Raw genomic sequence first — 15,249 nt, 5'->3', positions numbered from 1 at the left:
CTTGGCAAAGCAACCCTGACAGGCAATAGCTGCAGCGAGCCGTTGTCGGAAAACACCGTCAACAACACCTAATGCAACCACGAAAAACAACCACCTCGCCGGCAGCCAGCCACACTAGGCGAATTCCGGCAACACCCTGCCACGATGCGCAAACCAAGCCAACGTATCTCGAATACCATCTTCAATCGAATGCTGAGCACGCCAACCAAGCTCCGCAGCTGCCCGCTGTGTTGAGGCATAAGCACCAGCCACATCACCTGGCCGGGCTGGACCGGACTGAACCGCAATCGCAGATCCGGTCACCGATCGATACGCATCAACGAGTTCAAACACTGTTGTGCCAGCCCCTGTCCCCAAATTGATTGCCCGCGACCGGGCAGCACCATCTGGGCCGGTGACGACAGTGTCAAACTGTTCCACTGCTTTGACATGGGCTTGCGCCAAATCCCACACATGCACATAATCCCGCACCCCGGACCCATCCCGCGTCGGCCAAGCAGTACCAGTCACCGTAAACGGCTCCCCGAGCCGATCTTTGGTAATCAGCATGCCCAACGCATGCGACGGGTTGGCTAACGCCAATCCGGTTCGCAGCTGCGGATCCGCTCCGATGGGGTTGAAATATCGCAGCGAAATAAGACGGAAATCAGTGCCCTGACAGACATCGGCAAGCATTGCTTCCACATGTGCTTTCGTCCGGGCATAGGGTGAACTCGGCGCAATCGGGGAAGTCTCTGTAACCTCCCCATCTGGGGCTGGGCCGTAAAACGACGCCGATGAAGAAAACAGCATCCGAGTAATCCCATGCTGCAGCAAATGTTCCACCAGGCGCAGCGTTCCAAGCACATTGTTGTTGTAGTAACCGATCGGATCTGCAACGGACTCCGGCACCACAATCGAAGCCGCACAGTGCACCACCACATCAATATCAGGATGATCTGCACAGATTTGATCAAGTATCACAGGATCCGCAATGTCCCCCTCATAGCAGGGACGATCCAAGGCAAATTCTTTCCGCCCGGTAGAGAAATTGTCGAGCACCACCACCGAATGACCCGCGTCGGTTAACGCCGAACCAATCGTCGAGCCGATAAACCCACAGCCACCAGTGATGAGTACTTTGCTCATAGTGTGTATTCCACCAATCAGTTCTATTCGTGCTGTCGGTACCGCAACCCCGACCACCTGCTTTAATCAGTGCCAGCACGCTGCGGACACCGTGACCAGTATAGCTACCCGGCACCCCTAGATAGAGAAGATTGCGCAAGTCTCCGTTACAGTGGCGCTATGACTACAACACCACATATTGGTATTTTCGTGGGATCCATCCGCGATAAGCGCACCTCCCCGGCAATTGGCCAATGGGTACACCAAGTTGCAAGCGATCTTGTTGATACGGATTCACTGTCGGCTACTTTCGCCATTGTGGATCTGCAAGACCACCCGGTGCCACCGCTGACTGATGAACTGCCACCGAAGGCACGCGACGGCCAATATCCTGATCCGCAGGTTGCCCGCTGGGCGGAAACCGTCAAAGCATTTGACGGATTCGTTTTTATCTCCCCGGAATATAATGCGTCGATCCCGGGCACCATGAAAAATGCTTTCGATTCCATCTATGTGGAATGGCAGGAAAAGCCAGTAAGTTTTGTTGGCTTCGGTTCCACCGGTGCTTCCACCGCACTGAAGCACTGGCATGATGTGGTCAACCGGGTCGGGATGGCGCACACCGGCGAAGATGTGCTGCTCACCTTCGCTGATGATTTCGCCGACCATAAGCCTGCGCCACGCGACAGCCAGCGCCAAACACTCACAGCCCAGCTTCGGGCGCTGGTTGCCGCTGCACAAGCAGCAAAATAGCCCCAATACTTTGATCTAACTCGCGGGTAAGATCTGCAACCGGCAGGCCTGTGGTTGCCCTGTTTCAAGGGCGGCCACAGGCCTGCCGCATGGTGCCATGTGATCAACAGCGACCATTCGCCTGTGATGATCAGAAAATACTCGGCCCACACCACGCGGAACAGCCAGCAGACCACCGACCGAAAAATCCACGATCGAAGAAGATGTGTGAACAACGCACCCCCTCGTTTCCTTCTTAAGGCGCTGCTAGCAGCCAAAAAATTCACCGGCTAACTTGCGCCAAATACAGCCGATAGCAACACTTCGGTGCCATGCCAGATAGCATATTGGAGCAGTAATACTCATCAGCTGTCGCTACCAGTCAATCACCGCAGGCTTACCCAGGATGCAGTGTTGACACCTGGCGGCCAGCAACAACCCCGCAACCACAATCAACGGTCACGCTAACTGCGGCTACCCCTTCGAGCGCAGGTTACCCACAGGGCCGCATTCTTCGATGGCGGCATCACGATAGGCCTTTGACGGTTGTACTACTCCGTATTCCAGTTTCCAGTGTGAGGTTTTCATGCAGCGTTTCTTTGGCACACCATCAACCGAATGGGATCATCTCGATGGGCAGTTACACGTCTACCATGTTCCCGCCGCTGACAGCCCGTTGAGCCGGGCAATGGCAGACACCGCAGCCCAACTAGCCGCCATCGACTCTATTGCGATCCAACCGGTGCCCTATTTCCATGCGACTATTCAATTGCTCGACTGGAATTTACACACCGTCAGCCAATCGCAGGTGGATACATTAATCGATACGCTCCATCAGGCAACTGCCACGGTAGCGGCGCTGGATCTCACCTTCGCAGCACCAGTGATTCGCCCCTACGCTGTGGAGACAGTGGCAACCGTGACCAGGCAGTGGGATCAGCTTGTCACCACTGTTCGCAATGCCTGCACCGCAGTGGGCTGTGTACTGCCCGCCGCCCCTTATGGCGCCCACATGTCCTTGGCATACGGCATCGCGGAAGGACCAGATAGTGCCATCGACCAAGCAATGACACCCAGCGGATTCCCTGTGTCACACACCATCGATGATCTGCATCTGGTGAGCGTTACGCAGAATCGTGCAGCTGGGGTGTTTGAATTCGATCAACTCGCACGCTTTACACTGCGCAAATAATACGGCTCCTTACGACAAATTCCCCAAGAACACAGTGCGCCAGTGCACAGAGCACTGCCGTGCATACCTGAAGTGTCCAACACGGTAGGTGTGCACGGCAGGAGTATTTGTTGACTGTGTTAGCGCCGGAAATTCCAAGCCGACCACGAGCCGGAAGGAGTGTTACTGGTAAACAGCCACGCATAGGGTTTACCTTGCGAGTACAGATTTTGCCAGGACAGGGTGAGATATGTTCCGCGATAATCTTTATATTGATTGTCTTTCGTGCGGAACCATTGGGCACGACGATCATCGCAAAGATCGGTCCAAGTTACTGCTGTTTGCCCAGGTTTACCAGCTGTGAGGCATTGAAAATTCCGGGTGTCTTGGATACGCATCGCTCCGGGTACCGTCGGCGAAGTGGTGATGCGTAACGTGGCGGTGTATCCCGACGACGTGTAGTTGCATGCGATCGCCCAGGCCCCGTTGTTTTCATTCGACCAGATACACACCTGCCCTTGCCAGGTTGGTGATGATCCACCATTCCACGCTTTCAATTTCACATCGGAATAGTCCAGTGGGGTTGCCCCTTCAATGGCCGCAGCAAGCGCTGAATGCATCCCCTCTGGGGCGGTATGTGTTACCGGACGAGCTTCGGATTCCAGCAGGCCACGACTGTGAAAGTGGGTATCAATCGAATCGGTGTCGTCGCTGGTAAACACTCGTACGCCGGCGTCGTATGCCCAGTCCAGGTTGCTCCGCAGATCAGCTGCTTCATGTGCCTCAGGGCGGTTGCTTAACAAATCCTTCAGCTGATAGCAGCACGAGCCATCAGCATTTGAAAACGCGTGTTGCACATCAATTGCTGGGCGATCTGTTTTCACATTCGGGACGGTGTAGCCAGCAACAGGACCATGACGCCACGCTACATAGTCCGGCACAGGGGAAAACAATCCCAGGGTTTTGCCACGAGCGTGGGCGATGGTGATCATCTCCGCCATGGTGCCTTCCACCCCGTTGCCTTCCTCCAACGAGGTCGGGGCATTGTAGCTGCCCATCAGGGATGATTTCGCTGTTGTATGTTTAAAATCCTGGGAATCCTTCAACAGCACTTCTACCAGTGGGACTTCTTCGCGTGGCGCTTCCGACCACAATGCCCATGAGCGGGCAGCATTGGTGGTGTATTCCTTATCGGGATAATCCACATAGCTGCCTGTGTTGATCTGTGCCGCTGCCAGTGGCGTCATCACCGGATTCGCCATCGGGTGATAGCTCAAACCAGCGCCGTCTACCACCGAAATCCAGTCGGAGTAGCGGGGAAACCATTCGGTGTGCAGTTTGAGCACGATTCGTTTTTCCAAATGCGCATCAGGATGCAGCGTGGAAAAATACTTCAGCCGGTCAAGCACCGGCGCCACGGTGTCTTTTGATTTGAGATCAAGAAACATCAGTGACGGGCCGTTGGTGTCGATCGCTGTTTGGATAAGCTCATCAAGGGTCGGCACGACCTGGTTCGAACGGGTTCCAGCGGTGGTGAGGAGCGTGTTAGCACGTAGCTCAGCGAGGGTGAGATCAGCCACTGCCGGATTCGGGCCGGTGCGCGCCTCCGGATCGAAGTTGGCCTCCAACATCCGTCCTATGTGGTTGTCGTGAAATAAGACAAGCTGTCGGTCTTTCGTGAGTTGGACATCGGTTTCCAAGCCAGGCAAACATTGCGCAAAGGTTTCCCGAAATCCTTGCAAACTGTTTTCGGCAACAGTGTCGTCATAGTAGCCACGATGACGGATCGTCATCACTGTATTGTGTGCTGGCAATGCGTTGACCAGTGAATCGTGCATTGCATGATAACTGGGGCAGCTTGCTGCTGCGGTGGCAGGAATTACAGCGGCAGGTGCGATACATAGAACGGCGGCGAGAAGTCCGCCAATCATCACTGTTCGCAGCCGATGAATTATGGTTCGTGGTATCACCACATTTCCTCTCGACGATGCTTCCCCACTACCGTAAATTCCGTAGTGAAGAAAGAATAACAATACCCCCTCACAATATTGTTGTTATACACCGCTGCACGTGGATGCGCAGCAAATTTTGCCATGAAATACCACACTGATCAGTACTTGCTGCGTGCACGACCAACACTCCTTGAGGCCGCGCTAGTTTTTTCGCTATACTCCAGCATCCCAGCATCTGAGGGGTTGCAATTTCCGATATTGCCAAAACACAAAAATCACCGTGTTCCACAAGTAGCTGCACAGAGCTGGGTTTAGCATTACAATGCAAAACCCGCCGATACGAAACGTATCGACGGGTTTGTTGGTGTTCGCAAATGGCTGCCCAGAGTGCAGGGGGGCGGCACGGCTACGTCGAACTATCGCCCACCTGCGGCTGGATTATGCTTCACCTCTGCCACCAGCAGGAACTAGACCCCACCAGCGGAAAACCTTATGCGGTACTGTGCGGCAACCAACACCTAGCTGGTGGCGGCAGCCGGGGCTGGTGGAATGATCCAGCTTCGAGCAGGATCCACAACCACCGTGACTGCCTTACCGGTAGGCACCATGTCGGCAGTGCCGGAAACCTTTACTTTCAACTGACCGTAGTCAACCGTGTCAACAACATAGTTGATTGCATCGCCGTGGAATGCTGAGGAAGCAACCAGACCGTCGATATACCAGTGTGCTTCATCATGCTCCCCGGTTTGGTCAGCCAGCCGCAGATCCTCGGCACGAATCATCAACTCAGCGGCAGGTCCGGTGACCGTATCAGCAGCAGCGACTGCAAAAGTACGATCCCGTAAGGTCACTGCACAGCGGAATCCCGGGTTTCCTGCCGGTGTCGTGACAGCCTCGGGAGCGCTGACCTGCACTGGTAAAAAGTTCGCCGAGCCGAGGAATTCGGCCACGAATTTACTGCGTGGTTGACGGTACACCTGCTGCGGGGTGCCGACCTGTTCAACACGACCACGGGACATCACCACGATCTTGTCGGACATGGTCATGGCCTCGTCCTGATCGTGGGTCACAAACACCGAAGTGATCCCCAGTTCTTGCTGGATCCGGCGAATCTCGAAGCGCATTTGATCGCGCAACTTCGCGTCGAGGTTCGACAACGGCTCGTCAAACAGCAGCACCCGAGGTTCCATCACAAGTGCGCGAGCAAGCGCAACACGCTGCTGCTGACCACCGGAAAGCTCATGCGGACCGCGGTCGGCATACTCGAGGATGCCCATCGCTTCCATTGCCGAATCAACCCGGCTGGAAATTTCAGCCTTTGACAACTTCCGATCAAGCTGCAAGCCAAACGCTACGTTTTCCCGCACCGACAGGTGGGGAAACAGCGCGTACGACTGAAACACCATCGACATCGGACGTTTCGCCGGCGGGACGCTCACAATATCGACGCCGTCGAGCAGGATCTCACCGGTAGTTGGCGATTCGAAGCCTGCAATCATCCGCAGATTGGTGGTTTTCCCGCAGCCGGAAGGGCCAAGCAACGTCACAAATTCGCCAGGTTCCATCACCAAATTGGCATCACTGACTGCAGTGACATTGCCTTTTTTCGTGGGATACACCTTAGAGATATTGCGCAGCTCAAGGCTTGCCGGCTGCTGGGTGGCGTGAGAAGTAAGAGACATGATGAAAAAGCACCGACTTTCCCGAATTATTTGGTGTTAGCGAGATTCTTGGTGAAGAACTTGATAAACAGCGAAGTGATACCAAGGACAATAAGCACCAGCACAATCAGCAACGTACAGTATGCAAACGCGTTACCCAGCCGACCAGCATCCACTTCGTCGAGGATCTGGGCGGTCATCACCTTGGTTTGCGGGGTGGTAATGAAGATAATCGCAGTAATCACCGTCATCGACTTGGTGATAGCGAAGGTGATGGCACTGACCATGGAGGGCACCAGCAGCGGGAAGGTGACTTTCCGAATCATGGTTGTCTGCGAGGCACCAAGAGATACGGCTGCTTCTTCAATCTGCGGATTAATCTGCCGCAGAGCTGCAATGTTGGCCTGTTGACCGGTTGGAATACCACGGGCAATAAACACCATGATAATTGCGATCGCACCGGCGCCAACAGCGGTACCGCCCGCCAGAGGAGGCAGAATTTGATGCCCTAAGAACCAGGTTGGTACCGAGTAGGCCAGCGCAAAACCAAGACCAAGCACAGTGCCGGGGATGGCGCTGCCGAGCATACCGAACAGGTCAACAAGTCCGGCGAAACGCTTGAAGTAGCGAACTACCAGCCATGCAATGAGCAAACCCAGCAGTGCGGCGATCGGAGCAGCAATCAGCGACATCCACAAGGTGGTGACAATTGCCGACGAGCCGAGGTTAAACACAAATTCGTAGTGCTCCAGGCTGAAGGTGTTATTCACCCCGAGGATCTTGGTGAATCCACCAATAAATACTGACAGGTACATCAGCACAATGAGACCGACCCAGGCGAACATGAAGATCAGCACCGGGATTTTCACTGCTTTGTCAGTGACCATCCGTGGCCGGCCAGCTGGTTTACCAGTGACTGTGACCACGGATTTACGACCAACCCAATACCGTTGAATAAAGAACACCACCAACGATGGAAGCAGCAGTGATACCGAGATACCTGCGGCTTTCGCGACGTTTCCTTCACCGGCAACAGCAAAATAGATTTGGCTGGCTAGCACCTTATAGTTACCGCCAAGCACCAGCGGGTTCGCCAAATCGGCGAGTCCTTCCACGAACAGAATAAGGAAGGAGGTCAGCAGAGCCGGCAGCACCATAGGGATGGTCACCTTAAAAAGAATCCCCAACCCGGAGTAGCCGAGAGATTCCGCTGCTTCGTCGTGACTAGGATCCAGGTTGGCCAACATACCCCGAATGTTCATATAGGCAACCGGAGTGAAGGTCATGGTGAGCACAATAACCAGACCGTGCAGGCCATAGATATCGAAATCAAGGCCGAACAGCTGGTGGGTGATAATGCCCCGTCGACCAAACAGCGTCACAATTGCCGTGGCAATTGCAAACGGCGGTGAGATCACCGGCAGCAAAGAAATCCAGTGCACAATTTTTTTGCCAGGGAACTCGAGGCGCACCTGCGCGAAAGCGGTGATGAAACCGATAAACGTGCCGAGCAGGCCGACGAGCGTCCCTAAAATGATGGAGTTAAAAAACGCGCCACCACTTAAGCTGAACGTGTCGAGAAAGGCCTGCACCCCAACCGGGCTAAGCCCGGCGGTAATAATTTTCACCGTCGGCAGACCAACCACCATCACCAGCGCCAGCAGCACAACAGTAGCAAGGATCGCCAGCTTTGGATCCTTTGCCACTTTCTTCTGCTTGCCGCCTTTTTTCGGGGGTGGTGTGGTCTGCGGGGCGGTCGCTGCTTGTGTCGCTACAGACATAGTTGTCCTCACCTTGACCAGAATTGACGGGGTTAGTTACTTGGCGGAAGAGCGGTTCGAGATTTCCTTTTCGAAGTCGCCAATCAGCCCTTCCCGGTTTGCGGCTGCTTCTTTCACGTCCCAGTTCACCGTCTTAATGTCGGACTGTGGCGGCACATTGTCGCCGAGTTTCGCATCAGGGTTGGTTGGGGCAGCGAAGGAAGGAACATCCGAGTAGAGATCTTGTGCGTCGGTGCTCAAGATCCAATCCATGTACTGCTTGGCTGCTTCCTTGTTCTTGCCACCGCTGAGTACGGAAACCGATCCGACTTCATAACCGGTTCCCTCTGCCGGGTAGGAGTATTCAAGATTGTCGAACCCTGCATCCTTGGCCTTTGCACAGTCGGAATCCAGTGCCAAGCCGACTGCAATTTCGCCCCGGCCAGCCATCTCGGTGGAGGTTGCCGACGACTTCGAGTACTGCAGAATATTGCTGTTCAGCGACTTGAGATAGTCAAGGGTCTTTGCATTGTCGCCACCATTGACCTGGTTGACGGTGTAGAGCACCATGTAGCCAACCCCTGCAGTTGCTGGGTGCGGCATTGCGACCTGTCCCTGCAGCTTTGGATTAAGGAGATCTTCCCAAGACTTCGGTGCATCAACGCCGAGCCGGTCAAGTTCTTCCTTGTTGTAGCAGAAGGAAATCGAATCAGTGTAGAAACCAGACCAGACGCCCGCGGCATTGTTGTATTTTTCAGGCAATGCTGCAGCGTTCGGGGAAACATAGTTTTCAACCCATCCGTTATCTGCGGCGATCAGGTGGTTTTCAGCTTGGCCGCCAGACCAAACATCGAATTCGCCCTGGGTGGCGCCGAGACGGGCAAGCACTTCACCCGCGCCGAGACGAACATAGGTGGTGTTGATGCCGGAGGCTTCCTGGAAAGCGCTGGTCATCTTTTGGCAGAAGTCTTCCTGCTGGGAGCAAGCGATCGTCAGTTTGTCGGCGCTACCAGCTGCTGCACCACCAGCTGCATCCTGTGACCCCTCTGGCGCTGAACAAGCACCCAAGGCCAGGGCGCAAGCGCCGAGTGATGTAACCAGGAGAGAAAGCTTTTTCATATTCGACACCTCTGTGCTGTCGTGTTGTAGACCACAGGATTATTCCTGCGCGACAAGCGTAACTGTCCTGTCAGAAGGCGGTCAATAGAATGCTGGAGAAAATTACGGCCGGCAACAATCTAATAAAATATCGGAAAACCACTGGTCATCTATTGTTGCACGAATCGTAACGCTGCCCCGTGGAGCGCTTCACCCTGCCGAACACTGAGATAATATTCATAAAAACTTGAACCCCCTCAACTACCCCCGACTATCTTGGAAAACTCCCCCTTGAGGCGGCTGTGAGCTGCCGGTTTAGCCCCCTGACAGGTACCCCCACGCACGCGCTACTCACCCGTGATTGGCAGCGTTTGTTTTCTCCAATTCTCACCGGAACTACACTTCACTACACCCTTGACATACCCTGCAGCTATTCCACTCTCATGGCTAGGCCAAACTAATTTATGCAGCGCAACAGGCACAATCACAGCTCACAGCGGTCGTGGAGTAGCTAACACCCAGTGGCGCACAACACACCAGCTTTACTGGTAAACCCATCCGGCAGAGCCCTACGAAACCGTTTATCCGCGCTCAACACACCAGTCAATAACCTATCCAGTGAGTGACTAATCGGGTGCTCACTCGTCATTGGGAGGTTTATTCGAAGTCGTGGACGTTTACGGTGAGTCGAATTCGATTCCTGCAAGCCGACAGCACCAGCATTCGACCATCAGACATTCCAGGCTTCTACTGCATATTTGTCCTGTGCGAGATTTCCGAAAACGGCATCACCATCGCATTGCAAAAAGATATTGCTTATTTTGCTCGCTCTTGGTCGAATACCAAAAACGCTGCAACACCGCGCAGTTATCGGCCGGCTGCGATTTTCCACAATCCAAAATGAACGCATCGTGCAAGCGACGAAAACCGCTCCCCTCGGTTCCACATTGACGTGCCGTTACCCCGCAACCCCCGAGTCAACAACCTTGAGCATTGCAATTTTTTAGGTGCGCTAATCCTCAATCTCGTCGAGTACCGTCGCCATCTTCAACCGCGCCCGCCGCAAACGCTGCTTGCATGCTGTGACAGAAATTCCTTGATGGACTGCGATTTCTTTCACTTTCAGCCCCGCCACCTCAAAAAGGATGATTGCTTCCCGGCTGGCGGGACTCAGCAGCGACAATGCCCGGTTTGCAAGCTCTAAATCTTCCACCCGCGCTTCCGTACTCGAGCCGCGATCCTGTAACAGCGGATCGTTGAACACTGCCTCATCAAGACTTTGTTCTCGCTGCTTCGAGAATTTCCGATGATGATCAATCGCACAATTCGAAGTGATGCGATACACCCAAGTAGAAAACGACGAGCGTCCTTGGAACTGGTGCAGGTTAGCCCAAACCTTGGTAATCGCTGCCATAAAAACATCTTCGGCATCATGTTGGTCTTGGATATGTGCCAAACAGATACGCCAGATGATGTCGCGGTACGCCTGAATAAGCGCAGTAAAAGCACGCTCGTCGCCGGCGGCAGCTCGCTCGATCAGCTCTTTGTCGGTCATGGGCTCGCAATCTTGGAACATGTGCTCAACTGCCAAGCTTCCTTCTTTCCCGCCCGTTATCGCAACCATCGATGCTGTTGCATTCGCAGGTTGTGGTTTTCTCCGCCTAGGGATTGCCAGCGGTCACCGGCTTGCCTGAGGGAGACAAAATCAACAGGAAAAGGTGAAAGATTTTTTACAGTAGTCACAACTTCTTGGGGGCTAATATGCAGTAAAAAGTGTGCACTGCTTATGACATCGGCGGTAAACCTTCGCCCCCGCTGTCGTGATCCCATGCAAAGGGTTCACGTTCAAAGCTAGGTGCTATCTCACCGTCAAAGAAGGCGGTGTCGGTGTGTATGGAACCATCGTCGAAGATGTCTGAAGATGGCATGAGCGTGGCCGAGTAATACGACGGATCTGCCGCGGCGTCTGGTGTGTGAATGGTGCCCGCAGCAGGTGAAGAGTCTTGGAACTCGGGGAGGGTTTCACGAAATTGTGCTCCCGGATCGGCGGCAAATGATGAATCTGCTGCCGCATAAGATAAATCCACTTCAGCTATCGGCCAGGTTGAGCCGGCTTCCGGGAGTGCTGACTGTGGTGCAGCCCCGGCTAATGGGTCGGTATCAATATCACACTGATCCGGATCAGAGGCATGGTCACCGGTGGTTTCCACAGGAGCTTCACTGCCGGAGTACACCTGATCATCACTTGCGGTGCGCTCTTCGCTGGGAATGTCCTCGGCGAGCGAAGCCAACAGGTCAAAATCGTCGGATTCGTCGACCTCGATGATTTCATTTGGATCGGGCACCAAATCGTCGTCGATTGGCGCATCTGCGGCTACGGCTGCGTCAAGCAGCCGTTGAAATGTTGCAGATTCAAGATTGATTTGTGCAAAGAGTTTGGATAACTCTGTCATATCGAGCACTGCTCCTTCACTCATCACGCACCTACCTCTCCTGGAAAACACACCGGACGATACCCAGCTACCGGCCACCGTCGATGATGCCCCCAGAGAGGTTGTTCACCTTCGCAGTGTACGGAATCGAAAGTATTCGCGGCGATAATGATCATGGTGAAACGGGTGGCCTGCCAGCTGTGGAGAAAAGTTGACAGTTCCACCCGATGTTGTTGCCCAAACGGATCATCGACTGCTGTGAGCTGCACCGTGTTGGTGAACGTATTCACTTCGGTCACTACCACTGCCGGTGGCAGCCGTAACGTGGCTTGGGCGAAACGCACTTGTCCTGGTAGCAGTGGTGTGGCGGTGCACGCAATCACCCCGTGTCCACAGTCGAATTGATAGATCAGATCAGCACAAGCCCGTTCACTGCTGATATCGCTGTGTGCACAGCTGTGTGGGCTGACTTGAGGTGATAAGGCGGCGGCTTGCAGGATTCGGGCAGTGGTGTGCGGATGGCGAATTCGCAACGATGTGGCGTGTTCGTGTAAAGCCGCAACCACACTTTGCAGGCGGCTCGGTTGTCCTGCCCGTGGCCGCCACCATTGCAAATCCCAGGGGAAACTATTGTGGAATATGCCTTCTACCGCAGGCAGGTCACCCGGCAAGGTCACATCAAGATTGATGCGGGGAGGAGTCGGTGACAGCGTTGGTATCTGCAATGTCATAGCGCACCCCTTCCGGCGATCTGTGTGACGGCAAAATGAAACAACAATTCCACGGCTGTGGCATGGTCTAACGACAGCACCGAACCAAGTGGTGGTATTCCGAAACGGCAACGTCTCACCGGGCAACGGCTGCATCCGATAGTTTCGACTGGTATTGCTGGTGGTGCCTTGCCACCGAGTTGCCGTTGCTGTTCGGAAAAGCAGCGGAATACGTCTGCAGGGTTGGACGCAACCACCCACCCAAGTGGTTACACCAAGACTTTCGATACTTGGGCTTCGTTGCCGAATGAACGACTGGCCGGCTCCTTGTTGGCCGATGGCATATCGCGGCAGCCGGGGGCATGGTTGGATGGCGCCGACCGCTGCAGCAGTGTTACGCAGTATCTGTGCCGGAGTGTCTGTGCCGGAAGGTCTGTGTCGGAAGGAGCATCGGTCGGGGGGCTTCCGTGAAAAAATGCGGCGACAGCAATTGGGTGTTGCGCCGGAAACTATTGCAGCTACCAGGCAATAAAGCGATGTCGCTTCGTCGGCTAGGGTGCAGGCAGGACGCGGGAACTTAAGTGCCTGTTGTTTAGTGATGCTCCGGCGAAAGCGATGAAGACGCCGTATCCGCGGTGAGCATTGCCGCGATGTCCTCCATCACTGCAAGGGGTTGGGGTCGATCCATATCGACCATGATCCCTAACGGCAGTGATTCAATAATGTCGCCTTCCACCCCGAGTACGCGAATATCTCGCCCCAAATCCGGCAACGGGGAGGCATGGGTGCCTAGCCCACCGCGGATTGCTCGGGTACTGCTGGCGATCCGATTCCGGGTGGCAGCATCGCCAATAATTTCGACCGCAATCAACTGGTCATCGATTGTGTGATAGTCACAGTGCAGCATCACCGCCGTCGCATAGTTGTCCGTGTTCGCCACTGGGGCACAGTCTTGCAAACGTTGTGCAAAAGCGGGCGGAAACACTGCGCGAAGTTGTGCCACGGAACGATAGTCCGGGCTAGGGTCGCCGGTCGGTTGGGCTTCCTGCGTGGCGGATTTTCGCCAATCGTTATTAGCAGTTGTCGATATTGGCGGTTTTTCGGCGGCTATACCCCAGGCCAACAGGCCTGCCCCACACAATAATGCGATACCTCCCAAATAACCGACTAGCCGCCGTCGCCGAAGCATACGCGGTCGCCGTCGCACAGAAAATCCATGCGGCGCCAAGGCTGCTGTGGCCGCCGCTGCGGGAGTTGACGCCGAAGTGGCAGCGACGGTGGTGTTTGCCGGTGATGTTGCCGCATGCCACCGGGTGACAACCTGCGCCAGTGCAGAATCTACCGCGTGGTCGCTGGTGGCTAGCTGCTGTGGCAACACTTGTTCCAACACGTAGGGAAGCGCACCTCGGGCCACAACAGTTTTCGGATCATCCAGGGTGGCTATCGGGGCGATTGATGCCAGCTGCCGCTGCACGGCAGGGATACGCGACACGCCGCCGGTAAGGAACAGTTGAAAATCGGTTTCACCCGCAGGATCTACCGGGCGGAGATCATTCGCGTCTTGCAGCACCTGCCCGGTGAGCTCAACCATTCGCTGCACTGTCGGAGTGATTAATGCACTGAACTCGTCGCGGGTGAGCTGCACGGTCCGTGGCTGATCCCCCGGCACGGCAATATGGGCTTGCGCCGCATCAGAGAGCACTTCTTTCGCGGTTGTGATTGCTGCCCATAGGGCAAGCGAGTCGGCCGAATTATGCGCTGCAGTATCCGACTGCGCCACCACTCCCTCGTGTTGTGCCGGCGACGGTGTCCTGCCCAGATCCGCGGTCGGGTGGCCTTGTCGTAGCAGGGTTGATTCCAGCCAGGTAAACACTTGCTGATCGATGCGCCGGCCACCGATCGCTTCCCCACCGGTGGCGATCACCGTCATCACACCGCTTTGGGGATCACGGTCGATGACTGCCACATCAAGCGTGCCGCCGCCGATATCAACCACCGCACAGCGGCGGGGTGCGGCAGCAACCTGGGTGGTCTGATAGTGGTAGGCGGCGGCAATGGGTTCTGCAACCGGAACCACTAGCGCACTGGTCACAGAGGCTGCAATATGCACATAGTCGTTGATGAGCTCATCAGGCCAGCTCATGGGATGGGTGAGGATGAGCACTGATGGGGCTATTCCCCCATGCGCCTGGGCGGCAATGTGAAGAATGTGGCGCAGCAGTGCAGCTGTGGCCTTTTTCGCAATTGTCGCCGGTGACAGAGCAGCATCTGGTTGGAAGCGTTGCAGCCCAAGGCCTGGTTCGCCAGCGGAATGCGGTGGATAACCGGTAGGATCGCGGCGAAGATGCGCAGTATCAAGCAGGAGTTTAGGGCTGGTGACCACGGTTGCCGTGGGATCGAATTGGGCTGCTACGGCAGCCGCACCACACAACCATTGACCAGTGTTGGTGCACACCACCAGCGAAGGCATTGTTTGTGCGTGTTGAGAAAGCCGCAGTGGGCGCACTTCCGCCGAATCCGCATCCCAATAGGCGCCGGCAGTGTTAGTTGAACCAATATCGATGCTTACACCCCAAGGCTGCGCCATGCTCGCGTCTGCTCCTGCCAACACCGTTTACTGCTGTCT

12 protein-coding genes are annotated in these 15,249 nt (G+C 55.2%); 3 read left to right on the top strand and 9 right to left on the bottom strand.

Annotated features, from left to right (window positions below; genetic code table 11):
* Nucleotides 1-114: 114 nt before the first annotated feature.
* A complete protein-coding gene (gene galE / locus CCHOA_RS03225) occupies nt 115-1,128 on the bottom strand; it encodes a UDP-glucose 4-epimerase GalE (protein WP_123926804.1) in 1,014 nt (337 codons plus the stop codon).
* A gap of 159 nt (nt 1,129-1,287) precedes the next feature.
* Between galE and CCHOA_RS03220 the strand changes: the two genes are divergently transcribed.
* On the top strand, nt 1,288-1,860 hold the full coding sequence (locus CCHOA_RS03220; RefSeq protein ID WP_123926801.1) for an NADPH-dependent FMN reductase: 573 nt from the start codon (nt 1,288-1,290) through the stop codon (nt 1,858-1,860).
* A 565-nt stretch (nt 1,861-2,425) separates the two neighbouring features.
* Nucleotides 2,426-3,031: a hypothetical protein gene (locus CCHOA_RS03215; protein WP_123926798.1), complete on the top strand. Its 606-nt coding sequence runs from the start codon at nt 2,426-2,428 to the stop codon at nt 3,029-3,031.
* 119 nt (nt 3,032-3,150) lie between these two features.
* Here the strand turns inward: CCHOA_RS03215 and CCHOA_RS03210 are convergent, their stop codons facing one another.
* The 4 genes from CCHOA_RS03210 to CCHOA_RS03195 all read right to left on the bottom strand — a co-directional run bounded on the left by CCHOA_RS03210 (nt 3,151) and on the right by CCHOA_RS03195 (nt 9,502).
* Nucleotides 3,151-4,803 carry a glycerophosphodiester phosphodiesterase gene (locus CCHOA_RS03210; protein ID WP_164472367.1) on the bottom strand — a complete coding sequence of 551 codons (1,653 nt, stop codon included), beginning with the start codon at nt 4,801-4,803 and terminating at the stop codon, nt 3,151-3,153.
* A 677-nt stretch (nt 4,804-5,480) separates the two neighbouring features.
* Entirely contained in the window at nt 5,481-6,644 is a 1,164-nt protein-coding gene (locus tag CCHOA_RS03205) for an ABC transporter ATP-binding protein (RefSeq protein ID WP_123926792.1), read from the bottom strand.
* 26 nt (nt 6,645-6,670) lie between these two features.
* Entirely contained in the window at nt 6,671-8,404 is a 1,734-nt protein-coding gene (locus CCHOA_RS03200; RefSeq protein WP_123926789.1) for an ABC transporter permease, read from the bottom strand.
* 36 nt (nt 8,405-8,440) lie between these two features.
* Complete coding sequence (locus CCHOA_RS03195) at nt 8,441-9,502, bottom strand: ABC transporter substrate-binding protein (protein ID WP_123926786.1); 1,062 nt, start codon at nt 9,500-9,502, stop codon at nt 8,441-8,443.
* 601 nt (nt 9,503-10,103) lie between these two features.
* Between CCHOA_RS03195 and CCHOA_RS03190 the strand changes: the two genes are divergently transcribed.
* A complete protein-coding gene (locus CCHOA_RS03190) occupies nt 10,104-10,385 on the top strand; it encodes a hypothetical protein (RefSeq protein ID WP_123926783.1) in 282 nt (93 codons plus the stop codon).
* Nucleotides 10,386-10,493: 108 nt separating this feature from the next.
* Here the strand turns inward: CCHOA_RS03190 and CCHOA_RS03185 are convergent, their stop codons facing one another.
* From CCHOA_RS03185 to CCHOA_RS03170, 4 genes are all read right to left on the bottom strand, one after another.
* Entirely contained in the window at nt 10,494-11,036 is a 543-nt protein-coding gene (locus CCHOA_RS03185; protein WP_164472366.1) for an RNA polymerase sigma factor, read from the bottom strand.
* Between the two features lie 229 nt (nt 11,037-11,265).
* Nucleotides 11,266-11,934 carry a hypothetical protein gene (locus tag CCHOA_RS03180; RefSeq protein WP_123926777.1) on the bottom strand — a complete coding sequence of 223 codons (669 nt, stop codon included), beginning with the start codon at nt 11,932-11,934 and terminating at the stop codon, nt 11,266-11,268.
* A 23-nt stretch (nt 11,935-11,957) separates the two neighbouring features.
* Complete coding sequence (locus CCHOA_RS03175; RefSeq protein WP_123926774.1) at nt 11,958-12,644, bottom strand: hypothetical protein; 687 nt, start codon at nt 12,642-12,644, stop codon at nt 11,958-11,960.
* A 571-nt stretch (nt 12,645-13,215) separates the two neighbouring features.
* Nucleotides 13,216-15,210, bottom strand: coding sequence for an Hsp70 family protein (locus CCHOA_RS03170; RefSeq protein ID WP_123926771.1), 1,995 nt, complete (start codon nt 15,208-15,210; stop codon nt 13,216-13,218).
* Between the last annotated feature and the right edge of the window lie 39 nt (nt 15,211-15,249).

This window comes from Corynebacterium choanae (assembly GCF_003813965.1).
Taxonomy (GTDB): domain Bacteria; phylum Actinomycetota; class Actinomycetes; order Mycobacteriales; family Mycobacteriaceae; genus Corynebacterium; species Corynebacterium choanae.
This window is presented reverse-complemented; position numbering and strand designations above follow the sequence as displayed.

What these genes read in the sequence shown, in the direction of transcription:
- galE (WP_123926804.1), bottom strand. Translation starts at nt 1,128, where the DNA reads ATGAGCAAAGTACTCATCACTGGTGGCTGTGGGTTTATCGGCTCGACG.
- CCHOA_RS03220 (WP_123926801.1), top strand. Translation starts at nt 1,288, where the DNA reads ATGACTACAACACCACATATTGGTATTTTCGTGGGATCCATCCGCGAT.
- CCHOA_RS03215 (WP_123926798.1), top strand. Translation starts at nt 2,426, where the DNA reads ATGCAGCGTTTCTTTGGCACACCATCAACCGAATGGGATCATCTCGAT.
- CCHOA_RS03210 (WP_164472367.1), bottom strand. Translation starts at nt 4,803, where the DNA reads ATGACGATCCGTCATCGTGGCTACTATGACGACACTGTTGCCGAAAAC.
- CCHOA_RS03205 (WP_123926792.1), bottom strand. Translation starts at nt 6,644, where the DNA reads ATGTCTCTTACTTCTCACGCCACCCAGCAGCCGGCAAGCCTTGAGCTG.
- CCHOA_RS03200 (WP_123926789.1), bottom strand. Translation starts at nt 8,404, where the DNA reads ATGTCTGTAGCGACACAAGCAGCGACCGCCCCGCAGACCACACCACCC.
- CCHOA_RS03195 (WP_123926786.1), bottom strand. Translation starts at nt 9,502, where the DNA reads ATGAAAAAGCTTTCTCTCCTGGTTACATCACTCGGCGCTTGCGCCCTG.
- CCHOA_RS03185 (WP_164472366.1), bottom strand. Translation starts at nt 11,036, where the DNA reads ATGACCGACAAAGAGCTGATCGAGCGAGCTGCCGCCGGCGACGAGCGT.
- CCHOA_RS03180 (WP_123926777.1), bottom strand. Translation starts at nt 11,934, where the DNA reads ATGACAGAGTTATCCAAACTCTTTGCACAAATCAATCTTGAATCTGCA.
- CCHOA_RS03175 (WP_123926774.1), bottom strand. Translation starts at nt 12,644, where the DNA reads ATGACATTGCAGATACCAACGCTGTCACCGACTCCTCCCCGCATCAAT.
- CCHOA_RS03170 (WP_123926771.1), bottom strand. Translation starts at nt 15,210, where the DNA reads ATGGCGCAGCCTTGGGGTGTAAGCATCGATATTGGTTCAACTAACACT.